Source organism: Methanococcus mangrovi (assembly GCF_054506835.1).
In genome coordinates this window covers 1,180,556-1,203,310 of record NZ_CP197114.1, presented here as the reverse complement: position 1 = coordinate 1,203,310, position 22,755 = coordinate 1,180,556, and the positions used below count along the sequence as shown (strand labels likewise).

Below are 22,755 nucleotides of genomic sequence, written 5' to 3'. Positions count from 1 at the left end.
AATTATACCTTTATTCTAACGATATTTTTGAATTTTCGCCGATTTTTTTAACTTTTATAATGTTATCTGCAATCTGTTCGAGTTCCTGATGGTGCGTGATTATTGCCATCTGGTTTATTGTTTTTATGTTTTTGAAAATATTTAATAAGTTTTTTCGCCTGTCTTCGTCAAGATACGCTGTTGGTTCATCTAAAATTATGCATTCGATGTTATTGCACACTGCTTTAGAAATTCCAAGCCTTAATGCAAGGGAAACTGCAATCTGTTCTCCTCCACTCAATGTCTCAACTGGAAGGCCGTCAACTATCAAGCTGTAGTCATCTTTTAGTTGAATATGGGAATATGGAAGTTCGAAGTCCTGAAAAATCTGGTTTGTATGCCTTTGAATTAATGGAATATACTTTTCTCTTAAATATTTCTGAAAACCATCTTTTGAAAAAATTTCCCTTTTTATTTTATCGAGATATTCTCTAAATTCTTCGATTTTTCTTTTTTCTTCTTTTTTATCAGATAAATTTTTGATTTTTCCAGTTAAATAAAGTATATTCTCATTTTTAAGTTTTAGTTCGGATTTTATTATTTCCAAACTTCGTAAAATCCCGTTAAAGTCATTTAATGTATTTTCATAAACTTTTTTAGCATTTTCGTGTAACTCTGGATTATAATTTAAATTTTGAATATTTTTTTCAATTTCTAATCTTTTTTCAAGGAATTTCTCACAAATATTTTGTTTTTCGGTAATTTTTTGGTTTAAAAACTCGTTTAAATTACTTATTTCCACCTGATACATCTTTGAATGGTTTTTAAGTACGGCTAAACTTTCTTTATATTTTTCGTAATTTTCTTTAAATTCGGATAGTTTATTTTCAAAACCTGATTTTTCAGTTTCCCATTTAATGTAGCATTCAAAAATTCCTATTTTTGAAGAAATATTATTTTGAATATTTTTTAATTCCGTTTTTAAATTAATTTCTCTTTCTAACTTGTAAATACTACTTTTTAATTCGTCTTTTGAATTTTCAAGGGATTCTTTTTCATTTTTAATTTTTGAAAAATCGTAATTTCCAATAATTTTTGAAAGTTCCAACCTTTTATTTAAAATTTTAGATTCGTCATTTTTAGTTAAAAATTGAGCAGAATATGTATATTTTTGGTGTTGTTCTTCCAAACCTTTTAATTTATTTTCAATTATCGTTATTTCATCGTTTAATGAAGAATATTCCTTAATTTTTTCGTTTAATTCGTTTATTTTTTTGCTATTTTCAAGTAGCGATTCTTCAATTTTTAAAAGGTAGTTCTTTTTTTCTTTTAGTTCCCCGTATTTTAATTTTAACGAATCAATTTCGTTTAATTTTAATTTTACCTGTTCTTTTTTATTTGCTATGATTTCGAGCTGTTTTTTAAGACTTTCAACCGATAACTGTTCGCTTTGAATTTCAGAATCATATTTTTCAAGCAGTTCCTGTTTTTTTTCTTCACTTATTTTTGACTGGCAGACGTGGCATGAATCCCTAGTTTTTTCAAGCTCGGACCTGTAATTTTTAGTTTCTGAAATTTTACTTTCTTTTTTTGTAATTATTTCATGTAATTTATCTATTTTTTTAGATAACTCTTCAAATTTTTCTTTTATTTTATTTTCAAGGTTAATACTATCTTCTATTTCTTTAAAATCTGAAAGTTCAGATATTAATCTGGTTTTTTCACAAGTTTCTTTCTGAAAATTCTGTTCAATTTCGCCTTTTTCTTTTAAAAGATTTTCATAACTATTTTTTTTAGTTTTTAATTCTTCAAAAGTTTTAATTGAATTTTCGTAAGTGTTAAATGTATCAAAAAGTTCTTCTACTGTTTTTTTGTGGCCGTTTATTTCAAAAATCTGTTTTTCAATAAAATTAAGTTCTGTTATTTTTTCTTTTACCACGTCCAAATCCCGAATTTTTTTTTCAGTTTCCTTTAAAAATTCTTTTAATTCGTCTGAATTTTTGGTATTATCCTTCAAAGATTCACTTAATACATTTAAATCTTTTATTAATGACTCTTCTACTGCTTTTAATTTTTGGTATGATTCGTAGTCAGATTTATGGCTTATTAACTTTTTATTTAGTTCTTTAATGGCCGATTCAATTTCAAGGAATTTTTTAAAATTTTCTTCATTTTTTGATAAATTTTTGGATTCTTCACTGACAGAATTTAGTGAATTTTTTAGATTTTGAATTTCTAAGGTTATATTTTTAATTTCTGAAATAATATCCTTTAAATTTTCTTTCAATATGTTATTTTCAGTAAATTTTTCTTCTATCTGGATTAATTCTGAATTTTTTTCAAGTTTTAGCTTTTCTAAATTCCCATATTTCTTTAAAATTTCTTCTTTTGTTTTTTCAGTTTCAAAAACTTCATTTTTTAGTTTTAGAAGACTTTCCAAAATTTCGGGTTCCTGTTTAAGTTCCCCGTTTAGTTCAAAAAGCTGTTCTTCGTAGCTTTTTTTTACAATATTCATGTTTTCAGAAGCTTTTTCGTACTTTTCAATTCCAAGAAGTTTTCCAATAACTTCTTTTCTCTCTCGCGGGGCCATCTGGATTAAATTTGCAATTTCGCCCTGTTTAATATATATCGCGTTTGAAAATACGCTGTTATCAATTTCTAAAATTTCTTCAATTTTTTTATTGATTTCAGATGCAGATTCAGCATTTAATTTTCCATTAACATACAATTTGTCATCGGTTTTATTTTGAAACCTTTTTCTTTTTACAATGTAGGTATTTCCCATCATTTCAAATTCTAATTCCACCGAAAAAGATGCAGCGCCCTGCTGTGTTAAATTTTCGATTTTAAAAGTATTTCCTCGGGGTGCAAAAAGTGCAAAGTTCATTGCCTGAAATATTGACGATTTTCCACTCCCGTTTTGACCAATTATCGAAGTTATCCCCCTGTTAAAATTTATTGAGGTGTTCCTGTGGCTTCTGAAGTTTTCCATTTTGATACTTTTAATAATCATCAAACACGCCCCCTTAATAGTTGCCTTTAAAGTAGTCGTTTACGTAACCTATTGAATCGCTGTCAGTTTCTAAAAGTTTTTTATAGAGATTGTAGACAAAATCAACGTCCATGTTCTTACTTTTAATATATTCTTGAAATATTTCTTCGATGCTGCTTTCATTAATAATTAAAATGTCTTCAAGGTTTTCATCAATTCGGTTTATTCTTTTGTAAAGCGTTAAATCTGTAACTTCCTCATTAAACGAATTAAATAAATTTTCTACAATATCGCAGTATAAAACCGACTTTTTAGTATTATTGGTGCTGTTTTGCAAATTTTTTAGTTCTGTAACTATTTTTTTATAGTCAGCTTCATTCTTAATTTTTTTATCTATTATAAAATTTCTGCACTCTATATCGATGTTCTGGACTGAATTAATGTCAAAATCTCCGCTTAAATCGGCTAAATAGAAACCTTTTCCATTTTTTTTATAATCATTAACTTCACTAACCGACATTATGTCAGTTGATCCTGCATATGAAAATACCGAATTTTCGTCGTTAATCGGTTTTAGTGCTCTTTGATGAATGTGGCCGCCTGCAATGTAGTTAAAATCTTTTGGAAAGTCTGTAACTTGCATTTCAAAGCTCTGCGGGATAAATGGGTTTACACTCTGGTGAAAAAGCAGTATCTTTTTTTTATAATCTTTAGACTCTGAACTGATTTTTTCTAAATCCTCGTAATTTTTTGGAATTTTATTTTGGGACACGTATTCAATTCCGCCGATAAATACTTCGTTATTGAATACATGGGATTTATTTTTTCCAAACGTTAATAAACCGTTTCCAAGGATTTTTTTTAAAATTCCAAAAGGTTTTCCCTTCTGATGGTTTTTAGGGATGTCGTGGTTTCCGTGAATTAAGTAAATCGGTATATTTTTTTCCTTTAATTTTAAAAGACCTTCAATTGCACAGCGAATTGCATTTACTGGGGGTTGAGAACTTTCAAATAAATCACCGCTGTGGATTACAAAATCGGGCTTTATTTCAATAATTTTGTCAATACATTCTAAAAATGATTCGTAAATATCGTTTTCCCGCTCATCAAGATTGTACTGGCGGTATCCAAGGTGGTTATCCGCCATGTGAACAAATTGCATAGTATCGCTCCAAGATTAATTAATTTAACTTTCAACAGTATTTGTTAAATATTTTTTTATAGTAAATGTTTCTTCAATCCTTTTAAAATAAAAATGTGAAAACGATGAAACATGAACTCTCAGAACTCGGGCTGAAAATTGAAGATGCAATTTTAGTAAATGAAAAATTGAAAGATTTTGTGTTTTACAAGTCTGGAAAAGCAAGGATTGATTTTAAGAACAAAGAAGCAATGAAAGAATATAATATTGCAATATTAAGCCATGTTTTTGGGTTAAATATGAATTTTCATGAAGATGCACTTATTCCGACACCCATTAACAGATATTTATTTATAAAAAATATTTTTGATGAAAAAGATGACATTAAAGATGTTTTGGAGATTGGAACGGGTTCTGGAATCATCTCGATATTGATTGCAAAATATTTTGGGTGTAATGTCACTGCAACAGATACAGTTTTTGATTATTTAAAAATTGCAGGAGAAAATATCTCAAAAAATAATCTTAATTCGAAAATAACTCTTGTTGATTCGAAAGGAAAAATAATCGATGATATTCCCGAATTAAAAAATAAAAAATTCGATTTAATAATATCTTACCCCCCATATTATGCGGATAAATCAGTAGCTTCAAAAAGAAGTTTTGGGGGAGCTTTTGCAAGCGAAGTTGAGTTAATTGGTGGCGGTAGTTATGGAGAAGTATTTTCACAAAAAATAATCGAGGAAGGAATGAACTATTTAAACGATGGTGGAATTATTGCAATAATGTTTCCAGAAAAGCCGTTTGAGCGGCGAAAACTCGTTGAAGATAAAATTTTAGAACTCGGACTAACGCTTGAAAAATCCGAAATAACAACTGGAAAAAGAATCAGGCATATTATAAAAGCTAAAAATGATTTTTAATTATTCTTTGATTTTTTCAAGAACCATTTTTACAGCATCGTCAAGGGATGCTTTAACTTCGTCTGTTAATCCAACTTCTATATCGGGCATCGTTACTCTCTTTGCCTGGCATCCGATAACTGTTACATCGATTCCAGACTCTTTTGCTTTTATTAAATAATCTGAAAGAGGCATGTCGTGTGCATCAAAAGTGTACTTGTCTATTTTCGTGAGTTCTTCTGTTGAAAGTATTTTTAGGGTTCCGGGAGGAAGCTGAAAATCAATAATATCAACAATAATAATTTTTTTGGTAAGGCACTCCTCATCCATTATTGACATTAAATAATAAGGCGCTCCGGTTCCAGCATCAATTAATCCAACGTTTTTTGGAAGTTCCATCTTTTCAAGCTTTGCAATTACCTCGTATCCAAAGCCATCGTCTGCAAATATCAGGTTTCCGCATCCAAAAACTAAAATTTCGTATTTTAAAGAATCGGGAATCATACACATCACCAAAAAGTTCAAAAATCAAGTTCAAAATTTATTTATCCTTTTATACCTAAGTGCATATATAATCAAGGTATATCATTTTTTAGGAATTGCTATCACGGGTAAAAAAATGGAATTTAAAAATATCAATCTTGGAATTTTTGGACACATCGACCACGGAAAAACGACGCTTTCAAAGGTTTTAACGGAAATTGCGTCGACTTCGGCACACGACAAACTGCCGGAATCTCAAAAACGTGGAATTACAATAGATATTGGGTTTTCGGCATTTAAACTTGAAAATTACCGTATAACTTTAGTTGATGCACCGGGGCACGCTGATTTAATTCGGGCTGTTGTAAGTGCTGCAGATATAATCGACCTTGCATTAATTGTTGTTGATGCAAAAGAGGGGCCAAAAACACAGACTGGGGAACATATGTTGATTCTTGACCACTTTAACATTCCAACGATAGTGGTCATTACAAAATCAGACAATGCAAAAAGCGAAGAGATTAAAAGAACGGAAATGTTCATGAAGTCGATTTTACAGTCAACGCAAAATTTAAAGAACAGTTCAATTATTCCAATTTCTGCAAAAACAGGTACTGGTATCGTCGAACTTAAAGAATTGATAGTAGATACATTAAACAGTGCAAAAATCATTCGAAATACTGAAAGTTATTTTAAAATGCCGCTTGATCATGCATTTCCGATAAAAGGGGCAGGAACTGTTGTAACCGGAACTATTAACAAGGGGATTGTGAAAGTCGGTGACGAATTGAGAGTTCTTCCAATAAACATGGCTACAAAAGTTCGGAGCATACAGTGCTTTAAAGAAAGCGTTACCGAAGCAAAGGCGGGGGATAGGGTTGGAATGGCAATTCAGGGGGTCGAATCAAAACAAATCTATCGTGGATGTATTTTAACTTCGAAAGATACTAATTTACAGGTTGTTGATAAAATAGTTGCAAAAATAAAAATTTCAGATATTTTCAAATATAATTTAACGCCAAAAATGAAAGTTCACTTAAATGTCGGGATGTTAATAGTTCCGGCAGTTGCAGTTCCGTTTAAAAAATTAACCTGTGGAAAAACGAAAGAAAATATAATTTTAAATGAAATAATTTCTGGAGATGAATGCTACTGTGCATTTGAACTTGAGGAAAAGGTTTTGGCAGAAGTTGGAGATAGGGTTTTAATTACAAGGCTTGACCTTCCGCCAACAACCCTTAGAATTTGTGGACATGGTTTAATCGAGGAATTCAAACCAATAAAAGACTTAAATATTAAAAAAGAAGTACTGCGTGAAGGAAAAATTAAAATTGATAAAAGTAGAACTGTAATCGAAGGACTATCTCAATCAAAGGTTGCTGCTGAAAAATTAATCGGTGAAGAAGTATCTGTTGAAGGAAAAGATGTTGTTGGAAAAATAAAAGGAACTTTTGGAACGAAGGGTCTTTTAACCGCGGAATTTAGTGGAAATGTTGAGAACCGTGATAAAGTACTTTTAAACAGGCTTAGAAGATGGGGTTAAGGTGGATTGTATGAACACGATAAAAACCCCCTCAAAAATTATATTGTTTGGTGAACACGCGGTAGTTGATGGATATCCTGCAATTTCAATGGCACTTGATTTGAAAACAACGGGTGAAATTGAAGCGAATTCTGATACAATTTTAATAGACCTTGTAGATTTAAATGAAATTTTTGAAATAACCCCCGAATTAATTAAAAATCTTGAAATTTCAAACTTTAGCCCCGCGTTAAAGTATGTAATCTGTGCTGTAAAATATGTAATATACTATTTATCCGAATTTAAAAATTTAAAAGAGATAAAACCTTTTAAATTAAAATTGTATTCGGAAATACCGCTTAGTTGTGGATTGGGCTCATCTGCATCCGTTGTTGTAACAGTTATTCGTTCTATTTCAAAGTTTTATGAAATTGAATTAGAAAATGATGAAACGATAAATCTTGCATATTCTGTGGAAAAAGAAGTCCAGGGAAGAGCAAGCGTAACTGACACTGCAACGATTTCTCTTGGTGGAATGATCGAAATTATAAACGGGGAATATCGGCCAATGCCCAAAAAAATAGAAGAATTTATAAAAAACTGTAAATTTTTAGTTGTAAATGTTGAAGAAAGGACAAGAAAAACTGCAGAACTTGTGCATGACGTTTCAAGGCACCCTGAAAAAGAGCAGATTTTTGGAGAAATTGGGAAAATAATTGAAAAAGTAAAAAATGTAGATGATATGGCTGAATTTGGAAAATTGATGAATGAAAATCATGAACTTCTTAAAAAATTTGGAATTTCAACGGAAAAATTGGATTTAGTTGCAAAGGCAGGTAAAACTTACGGTTACGGTGGGAAATTAACGGGTGCCGGAGGGGGAGGCTCTGCAATAATTCTTTTAAAAGAAAATAGGGAAGAATTATTAAAAGAACTTAAAAAAATCGGTGTAATTGGAATTTACGAATGCAAAATGGCCAATTAATTATTAATTTTATTTTTTACTTTTTTTCGCCTACTCCAACGTAAATTCTGTGTTTTCCAACTCTTCCGTCACCAAGGGAATATAATTCAACATCGCTCGTTCTTGCAAGTTCTTCAACTTTTTTCCTGCCAGTATCTCTTGATTTTTCAGAAAAAGATATTATTACAAAAGCATCATCTAATTCTTTTATTCCAATAACTGGTCGTGTGTTTAAATTTCCAAGTTCACTTATATTTTCAAGATGAGCTATAACCTGGTCGGCATCGTTGATAAAAGGGAAATTTTCAAGATGTTTTGTTATAAAGTCAATATTTTTGGTTCTTTTTTGTTCGTATTTTTTTAAATTCATCCTGTGGTAGTTTAGTTTGCCGTTTTGGAAATCTCGAATAATTGATTTTGAAGTCCTGTCGATGTCAATTTTGCTGTCTTTTGCGAGGAAATTTAATTTAATTCCGATTTTTTCAAGAATTTCTTCGTTAATTTCTTCTCCGATTTCAAAGCCGTAGTATTCTTTTAAAATCGTGCTATCAAATGCATGAACGCGGCTTAAAATTTTTAATGCTGGGGATACCACGTTTTTTGCTTTTTCGTACCTTAATGCGCCAGAGATTACGAGTTCATCTTCATCTTTTGGTTCGATTATACCTGGAGAATCGAGTAATTTAATATCTTTTGTTAATTTTACCCACTGTTCTCCAACAGTAAGTCCTGCAGTAAGTCCACTTCTTGCGCTTTTTTTGCCTGTCAATGCATTGATTACGGATGATTTTCCGACATTGGGATAGCCAACAATTCCAACAAGGCCATATTTTATGTTGTTTGAATTTAAATAAGCTTTAATTTCATCTCTTAACATTTTTGTGCCCAATTTTTCTTTCGCACTGACAAAAACAACCGAAGAATTAGGGTTTTCAGATTTGAATTTTTCTTTCCATTTTTCAAGAATTTTTTTTGGAACTAAATCTGATTTGTTAATCACGTAAATTAATTTTTTATTTTTTTCAATCGTGTACTCTTCAAGTGTCCTGTTTCTCGTGGTTTCAGGGTCCCTTGCATCAACAACAAGGAGCACGATATTGCATTCATATATTATTTTATGAACCATTCTTCTCATGGGAATTTTTTTTTCCATATTATCAATCTTCGGGTGTTTATCTGGTTATTTAACATAATTCGACTTTATATATAATATAATCTGTCGTTTAAAATAATATCAAATAGGGCTATTTTAAAAAAGAAACTTTTAATCCTTGATATATGAACTCAATCTTTGGAGGGGTATCGTAAATTACACTCGAAACCTGTTATATCATTTACAAAATTTTTTTATCAAAAATGTTTAAATGTTGTTTAAAATTGATTTAATAGATTTTAATGGCGTTTTGCAGGTAATATCCCCCATTCCTCACAAAACGTATATATACAATGATATTAAAAGTTTATACTGCACTTGCTTGTAGATAACATACAGGTGCTATTATCGTTGGATTAATGGGGATTAATCGTTAGGATGCAGGATTTTTTTGGATTGAGTTCAGCATCCACCTTTTTTTATTATTTTTAAAAATAGTTAAAACGTTTTTTCAATCGTTTTATATTCTGCAAGGATTAATGTATCCGCCCGAAATCATTAAATCTGCAATTGTTATTGCAGCCATTGATTCGAGTACTGGAATTACTCTTGGAACGATTATTGGGTCGTGTCTTCCGCCAATTTCGATTTTTTCATTTTCATTCGATATTAAATTTACACTATCTTGAATTTTTGAAATTGAAGGAGTAGGTTTTATTGAAACCCTGAGAACTACTGGAGAACCAGTGCTGATTCCGCCGATAATCCCACCGGAATTATTGGTCTTTTCTTTTATTGAATTTTCACTCATGTAATATGAATCATTCATTTCACTTCCGTAAAGTTCTGAAGATTCAAAACCGCGACCGATTTCAAATCCTTTTACGGCGTTAATTCCAATGAACGCACTTCCAAGTTTTCCTTCTAATTTGTTAAATACTGGATTTCCAACACCTTGTGGGATTCCTTTTATAATTATTTCAATTACTCCGCCAACACTGTCTTTTTTATCCATTGCATCGAGAACGTAATCTTTCATTTCATCGCTATTTTTTGAAGGGCACCTTAGTGGATTACTTTCTATTTTTTCGAATAATTTTTCAATGTTTGAATCACTTTCAAAGAATTCTGGGTTTTTGTAGTAATCAAAATCTCCGTTTATTTTTCCAATTTTGGTAGAATACCCGATTATTTTGATATTTTTTGTAAATTCGATTAGTTTTTTAGCAACTGCTCCACCAATCACGTTTCCAATTGTGGTTCTTCCGCTGCTTCGTCCACCGCCTCGATAGTCATAATTTCCGTATTTTAAAAAGTAGTTTAAATCCGCATGTCCTGGTCTTGGGGTGTCTTTAATCTTACTATAATCTTTTGATTTTTGTCCTTTATTAAAAACAAGTCCTGAAATTGGCGTTCCAGTGGTTTTTCCTTCAAAAATTCCTGAAAGAATTTCTACAGTATCTTCTTCTTTTCGAGGTGTCGAGAAGATACTATATCCGGGTCTTCTTCTATTTAATTCTTTTTGAATTTCTTCTTCTGAAATGGGTAGATTTGCAGGACATCCATCAATTACTGCGCCTAATGCTTTTCCGTGGCTTTCTCCCCAGGTGGTTACTCTAAAATTATCCCCAAAAGTGTTCAAGGTATCACCGTGATTTCGTAAAATATAAACATAAACACATTCAATACATTAGATATACTGGTTTAAAAAATGAGGGGATGAACCATGATTGCAGTAGTGGGGGGAGGGCCTGCAGGTCTTTCATGTGCGCATGCGCTTTCTAAATTGGGACTTGAAGTTGAACTTTATGAAATAGATAAACTTGGAGGTACCTGCTTAAATTACGGTTGCAGGTACATAAATGCGTTAAAAGAAGTTTCAGATATAATTGACAATTTAAACGCGATAACCGGAAAGAAACATGTTTTAAACGATATAATTTCACTTGACGAATTGCACGAAAAAGTTTATAAAATTCATAAAGCAATGCGAGAAAATGCTAAAAAAACGCTTGATGAAAGGGGAATTTTTGTAAAATTTGAAGAATTTAACGAAGAATACGAAAAAAACTACGATTACGTGGTTTATGCGAACGGACAAAATTATGATAAAACTTACCTCGGAGTTGAATGCGCAACTCACAGCGAAATTCCATATCTAAAAAAACTGCCAAAAAAAATGTTAATAATCGGCGGTGGAACTGTTGCAGCAGAATATGCATCGATTTTTTCAACATTTGGAAGCGAAGTTACGGTTTACGCGAGGTCAAAGTTTTTAAAAAAAATTGAAGACGATGAAGTTCGAGATTATATTATAAATAATCTTTCAAATTTTAAAATAACACACAATGAAGAAGAAATGAAGAAAATGCTTCATAATGATGAGTATTTTAATATTTTAGCTATCGGTGGAACGCCCCGATATAAAACAAATGAATATTTTCAAGTTTTGGGAAAATCAAAAGTTTATGCTTGCGGGGATTCTGTAAGGGGGGGATATACTCCAATTGCTAACCGTGAGGGGAAAACTGTTGCAGAAAATATTTATAACGAGATAAATAATCTTCCCTTAAAAAAAATGGATTACGGAATTGAAATTGCTACAATTCGAATGCCTGTTAATGTTTTATTGATTGGAAAACAGACAAAAGATTTCAAAACGTCGTACAATCGTCCTGGAACAGGTTACTATTTTAAAAAAGCTCAAAAACGTGGAATGAATAGAATATACTATGAAAATGGAAAAGCAGTTGGTGCAGTTGCAATGAATACTGCAACGGAACTTGCATCATACTTTGCACAGTATCTAAAAGGAATTGATGTTTACAAAGACTTTGTCGAAGTTTATCCGACAACAGACCCATTTTACTGGCAAGTTTAAATATTAATTAATTATATATTTTTTAAAAAATGGTATACGATGGATTTTGTTGCAGCAGGGATGGATTTTGTCAGTAATTATGGTCTTTTGGCTATTTTTTTAATTGGATTTTCTGAGCCAATTTTCCAGCCAATTCCAACCGAAGTTTTCATGGTTGGAGGACTTGCGCTCGGGCTCGACTGGCGGTATGTAATATTGGTGTCAACGTTAGGAAGTACGCTTGGCGGAATTGTAACTTACTTCATAGCTTCAAAATACGGCGAAAATCTTTTTTTAAAGATATTTAATAAGGAAAAATATTCAAGTGCAGAAGAATTTTTAAATAAATGGGGCGCTTTTGGAATAATTGTTATTAGTTTTACTCCAATTCCATTTGAAGTTATATGCTGGATTTCAGGGATATTTAAAATGCCTTTTAAAATTTACGTTTCAGCATTAATCATAAGTAGGATTATAAAACACGGGCTTTTAGTACTCCCATTTGCAGCTTTAAGTAGTATACTGCCGTTTTAGTGGCTTTATTTTGAAAGTTTTATCGATATTTATAAATAGATTAATTACAGATTTAAAAATATTATTTTTATCGTTTATTATTTCAGGTGAAAACATGTGTCTTGCAATTCCATCCGTAGTTATCGATATATTTGAAGAAGATGGCGAAAGATACGCTCTTGCAGAATACAAGGGTGTAAAACAAAAAGCAAAACTTGCACTTATCGAAGGCGTTGAAATCGGGGATTACGTATTAATCCACACAGGTTACGCCCTTGAAAAAATGAGTGAAGAAGAAGCAAAATTAAGTTTAGATGCATGGGAAGAACTCTTTGACGTACTTGACGAAATGGACGGAGTTAAAAAAGAAAATTCTGAATAATCTAAATTAAAAAAATAATTAATATTTAGTCTTCTTTTACAGTTATTGCACTATTTGGGCATACGTCAACGCACACCATACATAATGTACAGTCGGACTCTCGTGCAACAACTACTTTGTCCCCTTGAATTTCAAAAACTTCCATTGGACAGGTATTTACGCATTCGGCACATTCTGGGCCTTTGCATTTATCGTAATCAATTACAACACTCATTTTATCCCCTCATTTTTTTACATTATATTTTTTAAAAGTTAAAGTATTAAAATCTTGTAATATTTGGACTGTTTAAAATCCTTTCAATATTCCAGATTTCGTTTAATACTTTTGAGTTGATATTTGCACGCAAAAACGGAACTTTAAACCCAATTGCTATGTGCGGAAATGAAGTGTTGTTTCCTGAAATTGTTGGAGTTAATCCTTTTTCAATTGTATAATTGATGTAATAATTCATTTCTGTAAGAGTTCCCATGGAATAAGGGTCTATTTTTGAAAAATCTGCTTCTTCATCGATATTTTCAGTACACAATATTCCATCAAATTCAATTATTTCAGAACTTTCCAAGTAATCGAGTTCTTCAATTTCTTTTTTAAATTCTGAAATTTTTGCACCCGATAAAATCTCAATGTCTTCTTCTTCAGAAATTTCTGTTACAATTTCTTTGAATTTTCCAATATCTTTGAATATATTTTTAGAAATGTACTCTCCGTAGTTATTTCTAAACGTGTACTCTTCAGAAAGTTCGGCTAACAGTTTATTGTAAACATATATCATTTCGCCAATTGATTCAGCCATTGGGATTGTCAAAAGCTGGTTCATTCCATCTGAAACTAAAGAGCATCCCACAATTGGAAGGTTTGTAGATAATACTCCACCAATATGTTTAAACAATGGAATTTCAACGCTGTTTGCAGCAGCTCTTGCAACACTCAAGGATGTGCCCATTGTGACTTTTGGGCTGTCTACTGATGTGTCGCATATTATTGAATCGATAATATCCTGGTCATAGGCAGGATACCCAACAAGTTCTGGAGCAATTACGTTTTCGACATCAGAAATTACGTAGTCAGGATTTTCTGCATCTATTACATCATAACCAATTCCTTTGTTGGTCAGTGTAGCAATCTTGACTTGGATTTTTGAGTCTTTAAAAACCTTTTTTGCAGTTATCCTTTTTATGGATGTACTGTTTTCCACGAAAATCCCCCAAAAAATTTAAAATAGTTATTACTGTTTTTTAACTTGTTTTTTAACACATAGTGGGAGTTTACCCTGTTTTACTTCATCTTCAGCCAAATTCAATGACGAGGTCTGGTCTGATTCAATCGTCAGTGGCGCACCGTCAGAAATTTGGAGGGACCTTGCACCAACTAACCGTGCAGTTTCAAATTTGGTTAATTTCATAAAATCACCCAAGGAAGACTTATAGATTAATAAAAAGTGGGGCCGCCGAGATTTGAACTCGGGTTGCACGCCCCCCAGACGCACAGGATGGCCAGGCTACCCCACGGCCCCGACGGATAGGTAGTTAGTAAATAATAAATAATTATTTGTATTCGACGATATCGTCAAATAACTCTTTGTCATTGTCCAATCTGTGGGATGCAAACATTCTTCTACAACAGTATTTTTTAATTTCTAAGTCGTTTAAAATTTCTTCAGGGTTTTCGCCATTTTTAAGTCTTGTTCTGTATTCTTCGTAGACTTCTGAAATTACATTCCCGCAAGAAAAACATCTGATTGGAAATATCACTATTACCACCTAAAAAAACGTAAGGGAAAGAAAAATAATTATCTGTATGATTTTTGTCTTTTAGCTCTTGGACCTTTTGAGGATTTACTTGGTTTGTGTGGTTCGGTTCTTCTTGCGTCACTGACAAGTAATGTCCTGTCGTAACTTAAGAATGTTTCTTTTAAATCCATTTTACCAGTAAATTCAACAATAGCTTTACCGAGTGCGGTTCTTGTAGCATCCATTTGGCTTACAATACCGCCACCTTTAACATCAATATCTACATCAATGTTGCTTAAGGCTTCGCCTGCTAAGATAACAGGTTCCATTAATTTCATTTTGATGTATTTAGGTTCCATTAATTCTAATGGTTTTTTGTTAATTCTGATTTTACCGCTTCCTTCTGTTGCAGTAGCTCTTGCAATTGCGGTTCTTCTTTTACCTACTGTGTGGACTACTTTCACACTTTCACCTCAATTAGAATTTAGCACCTAAGAATTGGCTTAATTCTCCAACGGTCACATATTTGATTGTGTTTGGTGCGCTACCTAAGTTAATGTCGATAGAAACTCCTTCAGGAACTCCAACTTCAATTTTAATGTTTTTGAAAGCTTCTACTCCTCTTGGTTTTTTGTATGGGAGCATTCCTCTGATAATTCTTCTTATTATGTCATCAGGCCTTCTTGGATATTTTGGACCCATTTTTTTAGGGTTTGAAATACTTTTTCTCGTTCTGAGTTGTACATATTTTTGGAATATGTATTCTCTGTTTCCAGTCATAATTGCTTTTTCAGCGTTTACAACGGTTACTTCTTCACCGCTTAGTGCAAGTTTAGCAACGTATGAAGCTAATCTTCCAACAACTGCATTTTCAGCGTTTACAACAACCATAATTCCACCTTCGTGTTTAATTACGCCATAATGGTTACTTTAGAACCTTTAGGGTTTTCTGCAATAAGTTCTTCGATTGTTAAACATTTTCCGCCTACAGCTTCAATTGCTGATTTTGCAGTTTCTGAGAATGAAAATGCTGCAACGGTTACGTTTACTTTTAATGACCCAGCACCGAGTACTTTGCCTGGAATTAAGATTACATCGCCTTCTGATGCATATCTGTTGATTTTACTTACGTTTACTTCAACTTTTTTCCTGGCTGGTTTAGCTAATTTTTTAGCAACATCTTTCCAGATTGGTGCACTGTTTTTGAATGATTCTTCTTTTAACTTCTGAATCAATTCAGGAGTTTTTGGGTTTGTTGACATGATTTTTTTCATAAATTCACCCTTTTTGATATTGATTCATAATAATTTCCAATAATTTGGAAGAATAGATAGTTAATTTTCGTCACTTAATTCTCGGCCTTCTAATTCTGATAAGAATTTTTCAGCTTTGTTTTTTAAAATTTCAAGTGAAGATCTTATAATGTCTTCAGCATCCATGTTTCCGAATGACTCAATTGTAAATTCCACTTCGTCATTTGATATCTGTTTGTAAATTGCATTGCAGGGTTGCCATTTTGCATGGATTTTTCCTGTACCAACAAGAGCTTCGGCTTCTAATTCGAGTTTCTGGCCTTCTGCTAATTTTACTATAGGAATATTTTTAAAAGCAGGTTCACCAGATTCAGATTTTAAATCTGATGAATATACCACACAGGGTCCTTCTTTGGATACTGTAAGTACTATAACTTCATCTCCACTTACTGGAACTCCTTTTATTGGAATTAATCCAAGTCTGTGAGCGAGAACTTCATCGTACATTGAAGATGTGTTTTCATAAAAGTATACATTTTCAATAGCATATGTAGGGACTTCTGAAATCATTATTCTTCTTAATGCACTGGAAAAAGATAAAGGGGCTTTTAATTCCATTTTCATGATTTCCCCTGTTCTTTTTTCCTCTTTTTGGATGTTTTTTATCAAAAAAATCACCAATTATCTGTTCTTTCTTTTTGGTGTAGTACCATCGTGTGGAATTGGTGTAGCATCTTCAATTCTTCCGATTCTGATTCCTGCTCTTGATAATGCTCTGATAGCAGCTTGGGCACCAGGTCCTGGGTTTTTGGATTTCTGGCCACCTGTAGCTCTTACCTTTACGTGTACCTGATCAATTCCTTTGTCTCTCATTAAATCTGCGATTTTGAATGCAGCTTGCATTGCAGCGTATGGAGATGATTCATCTCTCTGGTTTCTTACAATCATACCGCCTGAAACTTTAGCGATAGTTTCTGCTCCAGTTAAATCAGTAACGTGGAGAATTGTATTGTTGTATGACGCATAAATGTGTACTAATCCCCATTTTTGACTCATGTAATCACCTTATTGATTTTCTTCGCTTACTGCGGCAGTTCTTTCAGGGTGGTTTTCTGAAGCCATTGGTGAGTTAGGCACGTATTCTATTGCGTTATTTTCAGCTACTGAAACCAAGTATGCTGGAGCGGTAACTCTTTTGCCATTTACTGCAATGTGACCGTGAACGATGAACTGTCTAGCTTGTTTTGGTGTTTTAGCAAGACCTTTTCTGTATACGAGGGTCTGCAATCTTCTTTCTAAGATACTTTCAATGTTTAATGAAAGAACGTGGTCGAGTGTTGGTTCTGCTTCAACTAAGATCGCGTATCTTTTTAAGACATTGAATAATTGAACAGCTTCTTTTCCACCTTGTGTTGTGGTGTCGCTGATTAATTTTCTTGCCTGTCTTCTGTAGTTTCTTAATTGAGTTTCCATTTTCCAGAGTTCTTTTTTATTTACTAAGCCGTATTTTTGGCTTATTTCTCTTTCTTTCTGGATTCTTTCCCCAATCCATGGGTGGTTAGGTGTATCGTATTTTTTACCCAATCTTCTTGGATCTCCCATTTTTTCACCTTTTTATTTTTTTAATTATTTTTTCCTCTTAACTCCCATTGAAGTTCCTTTTCTGAATGAACCTCTGGTTCTCTGTCCTCTACAAGGCAATCTCAATTCGTGTCTGATACCTCTGTAGCATCTGATCTTTTTCATGTTTGAGATGTCTTCTTGTACTGTAAGTACGAGGTCTGTTTCGATAAGGTGTTTATCAAGTCCTGAGTAAACATCTTTTTTTCTGTTGAACATCCATGAAGGGATTCCATGTGTTGCAGGGTCTTCCAATACTGATTCTATTTTTAAAACATCATCGTCTGATAAATAACCAGCCTGTTGTGTTGGGTCCAATTCAGTAACTCTGATTACTGCTCTAGCCATCGCTCTACCAATACCTTTCATTTCTTGTAGTGCGTATTCAAGCGGATTTTTACCTTCAAGGTCTGTTTTTGAGATTCTAATTCTGTGTTTGAATTCTGTCTGAGTCACTCTTTGCACCTCCAGAGATCTTCGTGTTTGACTGATAAGTATAGTAATAAAAAAATAAATGGCGCAGAGAGGGGGATTTGAACCCCCGCGAGGCAAAGCCTCATACGGTTTCCAGCCGTACGCCTTCCCAGGCTAGACTATCTCTGCACACAGATAGCTACTGATAGATATGACATATATAGAGTTATCACACTTTGTAGTTAGTGTCTTTTTAACCGTGTTTTATTTATGGTCTCGTGTTTTCTATCACACTATACCTTATAAAATTTCATTTATATAGATTTCGATTTAGTCTGTGATTCGCCAATTCTGACGTCGTGTTTTATTCTACCTTAATGATTTCCTTAACTACAAACACATTTATTGTATATATTCCTTTGCATAGATTAACAATATATTTAATTAGATAATTAATATATGAAAATGGTGAATCAAGTAAAATTAACAGATAAACCAATAGGTTTATATATTGGAACCATAATTCTTATTCATGCGTCTAATCGTAGGAAATGTGCCAAGGTAGTCTAGTCCGGCGAGGCAGCGGACTGCAGATCCGCTTCAGAGGGGTTCAAATCCCTTCCTTGGCTTTTTTTTATTTTGGAAGTATTAATTTATAAATTTAAATTAATTAATATATTTTTATTTTCAGAACTTTTTTTAACACATAATTATATAAAATGTTTCAGCTATAACCTAAAAAATCATGAATTTCTATTTAATTCAATTATTTTTTTGTTTTTAATTGTTTAAAATTTTAGGAGGAAACACAATGCACTGGGCTGATGCAACATCGGAAAAAATAATGAAAAAAAGGAATGCAGATGAATACGTGGTATCAAGCGGCATTACGCCATCAGGTCATATCCATATCGGAAATGCAAGGGAAACACTAACTGCCGATGCAGTTTACAAGGGAATTGCAAAAAAAGGTGCAAAAGCTAAATTAATTTTTGTTGCGGACGATTACGATCCATTAAGAAAATTGTATCCATTTTTACCTCAAGAATTTGAAAAATACATCGGAATGCCTTTAAGCGAGATTCCATGTCCTGAAGGTTGCTGTAAAAGTTATGCAGATCACTTTTTAATGCCGTTTTTAAACAGCCTTGAAGATTTGGGTGTTGATATTACAACACACAGGGCAAATGAATGCTATAAGGCAGGAATGTACAACGATGTAATTATAACTGCTCTTGAAAACAGGTTGAAAATCAAAGAAATACTCGATTCATACAGAAAAGAACCCCTTTCTGATGATTGGTTCCCTTTAAACGTTGTGTGTGAAAAATGCGGCAAAATGCATGAAACAAAAGTTACAGCATACAATTCTGAAGACAAAACAATAACTTACGTCTGTAAATGTGGATTTGAAAATACAGTTCAACCATTCAATGGTCTTGGAAAACTCCCTTGGAGAGTTGACTGGCCTGCAAGATGGGGTATCTTTGGAGTTACTGCTGAACCAATGGGAAAAGACCACGCAGCATCCGGCGGATCATACGATACAGGAATTAAGATTGCAAGACAGATTTACAACTACCAAGCACCAGAAAAAATGGTTTACGAATGGATTCAGTTAAAAATTGGTGACAAGGCAATGCCAATGTCTTCATCTTCTGGAGTTGTATTCGCAGTAAAAGATTGGACCGATATCTGCCACCCTGAAGTTTTAAGATTCTTAATTTTAAAAGGAAAACCAACAAAACACATAGATTTCGACTTAAAAGCAATTTCAAATTTAGTTGATGACTACGATGAACTTGAGAGAAAATACTTCGAATTAATCGAAAAGCAAAAAACTGAAGAATTAAACGACAGTGAAGAAGAAAAAATAAGTTTATATGAACTTGTAACTCCAAAAATACCTGAAAGATTACCGTTACAGGTTGCATACAGGTTCTGTTCAATTATTGCTCAAATTGCAATTGACAATGAAACTCAAAAAATTGACATGGAAAGAGTTTTCGATATTTTGGGAAGAAATGGCTACAATCCAACAGAATTTTCAGAATATGACAAATCAAGGCTTGAAAAAAGGCTTTACATGTCTAAAAAATGGGCTTCAGACTATGGTGAAAACTTAGAAATAAATGATATTGAGCAAGCAAAAGAGCAATACGAAACACTTTCAGAAGAACAAAAAGCCTGGTTAAAAGTATTTTCCAAAGAAGTAGAAAATATCGAAATCGATGCGAACACGATTCACGAATTAATGTACGAAAGTGCAACAAAATTGGGTCTTGCACCAAAAGATGCATTTGTAGCGTCATACAAGATACTTCTCGGTAAAAACTACGGTCCAAAGTTAGGAAGCTTTTTAGCATCCCTTAAAAAAGAGTTCGTGATTGGAAGATTTTCACTAACTGAATAATTTAATAAAACTTTTTTTCATTTTTTAGTAACTTAAAGCAATTTATCAATTTTTACAAAAACGGTTTTAAACTACTCAAATCTTATAAAGTTATAAAAATGGTAAAGCAATATACATAAGTCCTAACGAGTTTGAAGAGGATACTATGATTGAAACTATATCATACCAAGAATTAAAAGGAAATAACAAAGAAATTGTCGATGAACAGTTTGATAAGTTGATTGCAGAAATAACTGAAAAATATGGTGCAAAAATTTTATCAAACGAGTCAGATGACGAAGGGGAATTTTATACAAGAATTACGGAATTAAAAATAAAATTTGAAACAGTTTTGGACTACATTAAGTACTGTTTGATGTATGGTGCGGATTTAGATGTAGTATCCCCTACAAAATTGAAAATTTCTGGAACCGAAATGGGAAACACTATTGGTTACATCATCGATTTTTTCAAAAAATTTTCTCAAAAATACGGTGTCGCATTCAATGTATATGTAAAAAATGAAATCGACGCAGATTTAAACGCTTTAAAAGAAGGAGTTTGCGATGAAGATGATATTTATTTAATGGAAAGTGAAGAAGGACTTTTAAGGGTAAAAGCGGTATTTGAAGGCGACGGAAAAACCGAAGAAATAATTATTAAAAAAATACTTGCATCATTAAATCCAGATATTGTTGTAAACAAGGTAATTACAAAATCAATGGACGAATCAAAAGGTATTTTTTCTGGACTCGTTGCAATAGAGATGTTTTGCAGACCATTTGACATTGTAGAAGTTGCATACAAATTTTTACCAGTTGCAGTTTCATTTGAAAATTCAGACATTGAACTTGATATTTCAGAATTGCAGGATATCGGAAACGACCTTGGTGGCGCAATATTTGAGCTTACACATGCCGCTGCAAACATGAACAAAAAACAAAGATAAACATTAAGAATAACTTAAACAAATTATATTTGGATTTTAATTATTTTTATTATTCGACGTATTAAACATGGTTATAGATTTTAGGTGAGATAAATGCATCCTTCGCTAAAATACATGAGAAAGGACAGGTTGCCGCACATATTTTGTTCAGGTTGCGGTAATGGTATTGTTTTAAACTGCTTTACAAACGCGCTTGATAAATTAGCCCTTAAAAACGAAGACTACATCGCAATTTCGGGTATTGGATGTTCTTCACGGGTTCCAGGATACCTTTTCTGTGATTCATTACACACAACTCACGGAAGACCGATTGCTTTTGCACTTGGAACTAAGGTAATTCAAAACGACAAAAAAGTTGTTGTATTTACCGGAGATGGTGACCTTTCAGCAATTGGTGGAAACCACTTCATTCACGGATGCAGAAGAAACATCGACATAACTGTAATTTGTATAAACAACAATATTTACGGAATGACTGGGGGTCAGTGTTCACCAACAACCCCTCACGAGAAAAAAGCAACAACTGCACCTTACGGAAACCCTGAAAACCCGCTTGATTTGTGCGAACTTGCAAAAGCAGCAGGAGCAACTTATGTTGCAAGATGGACTACCGCAAACCCGATCCAGCTTGCAAATTCAATTAAGAAAGGAATGGAAAAGAAAGGATTTTCATTTATTGAAGTAGTTTCACAGTGCCCTACATACTACGGAAGATTCAATGTTTCAAGAAAACCTTCAGAAATGATGAAAAATTTAAAAGAAAGTGCAATAACTCTTAGAAAAGCAGAAAATATGGAAAAAGAAGAACTTTTAAACAAAATAGTTGTTGGAGAGTTTTTAAATATCGAAAAGCCAGAATACGTCGAACAACTTAAAAAATTACAGGAATAATGTGATACCATGAGAAAAGAGATAAGATTTTCAGGTTTTGGCGGTCAGGGAATAATTTTAGCAGGAGTTATTTTAGGACGTGCAGCATCCCTTTACGCTGGAAAAGAAGCAGTTCAGACACAGAGTTACGGCCCTGAAGCAAGAGGTGGGGCAAGTAAATCTGAAGTTGTAATTTCAGAAAGCGAAATAGATTTTCCAAAAGTAATTCAGCCAGATATCCTCATTTCAATGTCACAACCTGCTTTTGACAAATACGGTTACGATTTAAAAGAAAATGCAAAAGTAATCGTTGATAGGGACTTGGTAACACTTCCAAAAGGTTACGAAGAAAAATATGAAGTATATAAAGTTCCATTTACAGAAATTGCAAACAAGGAAGTCGGGCTTGGAATCGTTGCAAACATCGTGATGCTTGGCGCTTTAACAAAATTGGCAGAATTGGTTTCAAAAGAAGAAGTTGAAAAAGCACTTATTGACCGTATCCCGAAAGGAACGGAAAAAAAGAATTTGATGGCTTTCGAAAAAGGATACGACTACCTTTAACTTAAATTATATTTATTAAATTTTAAAACTCTTTAATTTATGAAATATGACAATAAATTATTTATTTTTTTAAAATATCGCTTTTTAAATTTTAAATGTTATATTCATACATATTGCTATACATATTTTGA

General features: G+C 32.8%; 26 protein-coding genes and 3 tRNA genes. 11 read left to right on the top strand and 18 right to left on the bottom strand.

All coding sequences use genetic code 11. The annotated features are described in order from the left end of the window. Window positions 1–10: 10 nt before the first annotated feature. Window positions 11–2,992 (bottom strand): AAA family ATPase, encoded by a 2,982-nt coding sequence (locus ACS5L2_RS06405; protein ID WP_459202624.1) that lies wholly within the window; start codon window positions 2,990–2,992, stop codon window positions 11–13. Between the two features lie 13 nt (window positions 2,993–3,005). Beyond that, complete coding sequence (locus ACS5L2_RS06400; RefSeq protein ID WP_459201193.1) at window positions 3,006–4,133, bottom strand: DNA repair exonuclease; 1,128 nt, start codon at window positions 4,131–4,133, stop codon at window positions 3,006–3,008. A 104-nt stretch (window positions 4,134–4,237) separates the two neighbouring features. Here ACS5L2_RS06400 and ACS5L2_RS06395 point away from each other — a divergent pair, with 104 nt between their 5' ends. Beyond that, on the top strand, window positions 4,238–5,035 hold the full coding sequence (locus ACS5L2_RS06395) for an RlmF-related methyltransferase (RefSeq protein WP_459201192.1): 798 nt from the start codon (window positions 4,238–4,240) through the stop codon (window positions 5,033–5,035). On the opposite strand, the gene frhD is transcribed toward ACS5L2_RS06395, so the two are convergent. After that, a complete protein-coding gene (gene frhD, locus ACS5L2_RS06390; RefSeq protein WP_459201191.1) occupies window positions 5,036–5,518 on the bottom strand; it encodes a coenzyme F420-reducing hydrogenase, FrhD protein in 483 nt (160 codons plus the stop codon). A 115-nt stretch (window positions 5,519–5,633) separates the two neighbouring features. Here frhD and selB point away from each other — a divergent pair, with 115 nt between their 5' ends. Both selB and mvk read left to right on the top strand, forming a co-directional pair. After that, window positions 5,634–7,040 (top strand): selenocysteine-specific translation elongation factor, encoded by a 1,407-nt coding sequence (gene selB / locus ACS5L2_RS06385; protein ID WP_459201190.1) that lies wholly within the window; start codon window positions 5,634–5,636, stop codon window positions 7,038–7,040. A 10-nt stretch (window positions 7,041–7,050) separates the two neighbouring features. Beyond that, complete coding sequence (gene mvk, locus ACS5L2_RS06380) at window positions 7,051–8,004, top strand: mevalonate kinase (RefSeq protein WP_459201189.1); 954 nt, start codon at window positions 7,051–7,053, stop codon at window positions 8,002–8,004. 16 nt (window positions 8,005–8,020) lie between these two features. Here mvk and ACS5L2_RS06375 read toward each other — a convergent pair whose 3' ends face one another. Both ACS5L2_RS06375 and aroC read right to left on the bottom strand, forming a co-directional pair. After that, a complete protein-coding gene (locus tag ACS5L2_RS06375) occupies window positions 8,021–9,136 on the bottom strand; it encodes a GTPase (protein ID WP_459201188.1) in 1,116 nt (371 codons plus the stop codon). A 460-nt stretch (window positions 9,137–9,596) separates the two neighbouring features. Continuing rightward, entirely contained in the window at window positions 9,597–10,718 is a 1,122-nt protein-coding gene (gene aroC / locus ACS5L2_RS06370) for a chorismate synthase (RefSeq protein WP_459201187.1), read from the bottom strand. 84 nt (window positions 10,719–10,802) lie between these two features. Here aroC and ACS5L2_RS06365 point away from each other — a divergent pair, with 84 nt between their 5' ends. The 3 genes from ACS5L2_RS06365 (at window position 10,803) to ACS5L2_RS06355 (ending at window position 12,831) form a co-directional block, all read left to right on the top strand. Then, entirely contained in the window at window positions 10,803–11,957 is a 1,155-nt protein-coding gene (locus ACS5L2_RS06365; RefSeq protein ID WP_459201186.1) for an FAD-dependent oxidoreductase, read from the top strand. A 39-nt stretch (window positions 11,958–11,996) separates the two neighbouring features. Next, entirely contained in the window at window positions 11,997–12,470 is a 474-nt protein-coding gene (locus tag ACS5L2_RS06360) for a YqaA family protein (protein ID WP_459201185.1), read from the top strand. A gap of 94 nt (window positions 12,471–12,564) precedes the next feature. Next, complete coding sequence (locus tag ACS5L2_RS06355) at window positions 12,565–12,831, top strand: HypC/HybG/HupF family hydrogenase formation chaperone (protein ID WP_459201184.1); 267 nt, start codon at window positions 12,565–12,567, stop codon at window positions 12,829–12,831. 25 nt (window positions 12,832–12,856) lie between these two features. On the opposite strand, the gene ACS5L2_RS06350 is transcribed toward ACS5L2_RS06355, so the two are convergent. The 13 genes from ACS5L2_RS06350 to ACS5L2_RS06290 form a co-directional block, all read right to left on the bottom strand. Further along, window positions 12,857–13,045: a 4Fe-4S dicluster domain-containing protein gene (locus tag ACS5L2_RS06350; RefSeq protein WP_459201183.1), complete on the bottom strand. Its 189-nt coding sequence runs from the start codon at window positions 13,043–13,045 to the stop codon at window positions 12,857–12,859. 46 nt (window positions 13,046–13,091) lie between these two features. Continuing rightward, window positions 13,092–14,027: a hypothetical protein gene (locus ACS5L2_RS06345; RefSeq protein WP_459201182.1), complete on the bottom strand. Its 936-nt coding sequence runs from the start codon at window positions 14,025–14,027 to the stop codon at window positions 13,092–13,094. Window positions 14,028–14,057: 30 nt separating this feature from the next. Beyond that, window positions 14,058–14,234, bottom strand: a complete 177-nt coding sequence (locus ACS5L2_RS06340; RefSeq protein ID WP_459201181.1) for a DNA-directed RNA polymerase subunit K — start codon at window positions 14,232–14,234, stop codon at window positions 14,058–14,060. Between the two features lie 37 nt (window positions 14,235–14,271). Beyond that, window positions 14,272–14,345 (bottom strand) — tRNA-Pro (locus ACS5L2_RS06335). A 31-nt stretch (window positions 14,346–14,376) separates the two neighbouring features. Further along, a complete protein-coding gene (locus ACS5L2_RS06330; RefSeq protein ID WP_459201180.1) occupies window positions 14,377–14,583 on the bottom strand; it encodes a DNA-directed RNA polymerase subunit N in 207 nt (68 codons plus the stop codon). A gap of 38 nt (window positions 14,584–14,621) precedes the next feature. Continuing rightward, a complete protein-coding gene (locus ACS5L2_RS06325) occupies window positions 14,622–15,026 on the bottom strand; it encodes a 30S ribosomal protein S9 (protein WP_459201179.1) in 405 nt (134 codons plus the stop codon). 13 nt (window positions 15,027–15,039) lie between these two features. Further along, window positions 15,040–15,453 (bottom strand): 50S ribosomal protein L13, encoded by a 414-nt coding sequence (locus ACS5L2_RS06320; protein WP_459201178.1) that lies wholly within the window; start codon window positions 15,451–15,453, stop codon window positions 15,040–15,042. 20 nt (window positions 15,454–15,473) lie between these two features. After that, the gene (locus ACS5L2_RS06315; protein ID WP_459201177.1) at window positions 15,474–15,836 is read right to left on the bottom strand and encodes a 50S ribosomal protein L18e; all 363 of its coding nucleotides are present in this window, start codon (window positions 15,834–15,836) and stop codon (window positions 15,474–15,476) included. A 60-nt stretch (window positions 15,837–15,896) separates the two neighbouring features. Next, the gene (locus ACS5L2_RS06310) at window positions 15,897–16,439 is read right to left on the bottom strand and encodes a DNA-directed RNA polymerase subunit D (RefSeq protein WP_459202623.1); all 543 of its coding nucleotides are present in this window, start codon (window positions 16,437–16,439) and stop codon (window positions 15,897–15,899) included. A 57-nt stretch (window positions 16,440–16,496) separates the two neighbouring features. Further along, entirely contained in the window at window positions 16,497–16,871 is a 375-nt protein-coding gene (locus ACS5L2_RS06305) for a 30S ribosomal protein S11 (RefSeq protein WP_011171265.1), read from the bottom strand. Window positions 16,872–16,880: 9 nt separating this feature from the next. Further along, window positions 16,881–17,417 carry a 30S ribosomal protein S4 gene (locus ACS5L2_RS06300; RefSeq protein ID WP_459201176.1) on the bottom strand — a complete coding sequence of 179 codons (537 nt, stop codon included), beginning with the start codon at window positions 17,415–17,417 and terminating at the stop codon, window positions 16,881–16,883. 24 nt (window positions 17,418–17,441) lie between these two features. After that, complete coding sequence (locus ACS5L2_RS06295; protein WP_459201175.1) at window positions 17,442–17,891, bottom strand: 30S ribosomal protein S13; 450 nt, start codon at window positions 17,889–17,891, stop codon at window positions 17,442–17,444. Between the two features lie 59 nt (window positions 17,892–17,950). Beyond that, window positions 17,951–18,038, bottom strand: a tRNA-Ser gene (locus tag ACS5L2_RS06290). A gap of 366 nt (window positions 18,039–18,404) precedes the next feature. Between ACS5L2_RS06290 and ACS5L2_RS06285 the strand changes: the two genes are divergently transcribed. The 5 genes from ACS5L2_RS06285 (at window position 18,405) to ACS5L2_RS06265 (ending at window position 22,624) form a co-directional block, all read left to right on the top strand. Continuing rightward, window positions 18,405–18,478 (top strand) — tRNA-Cys (locus ACS5L2_RS06285). Between the two features lie 182 nt (window positions 18,479–18,660). Beyond that, a complete protein-coding gene (gene lysS / locus ACS5L2_RS06280) occupies window positions 18,661–20,262 on the top strand; it encodes a lysine--tRNA ligase (protein ID WP_459201174.1) in 1,602 nt (533 codons plus the stop codon). Window positions 20,263–20,407: 145 nt separating this feature from the next. Beyond that, window positions 20,408–21,190, top strand: a complete 783-nt coding sequence (locus ACS5L2_RS06275) for a hypothetical protein (RefSeq protein WP_459201173.1) — start codon at window positions 20,408–20,410, stop codon at window positions 21,188–21,190. 93 nt (window positions 21,191–21,283) lie between these two features. Beyond that, window positions 21,284–22,081 carry a 2-oxoacid:ferredoxin oxidoreductase subunit beta gene (locus ACS5L2_RS06270; protein ID WP_459201172.1) on the top strand — a complete coding sequence of 266 codons (798 nt, stop codon included), beginning with the start codon at window positions 21,284–21,286 and terminating at the stop codon, window positions 22,079–22,081. A gap of 9 nt (window positions 22,082–22,090) precedes the next feature. Then, window positions 22,091–22,624, top strand: coding sequence for a 2-oxoacid:ferredoxin oxidoreductase subunit gamma (locus ACS5L2_RS06265; RefSeq protein ID WP_459201171.1), 534 nt, complete (start codon window positions 22,091–22,093; stop codon window positions 22,622–22,624). Window positions 22,625–22,755: the final 131 nt, after the last annotated feature.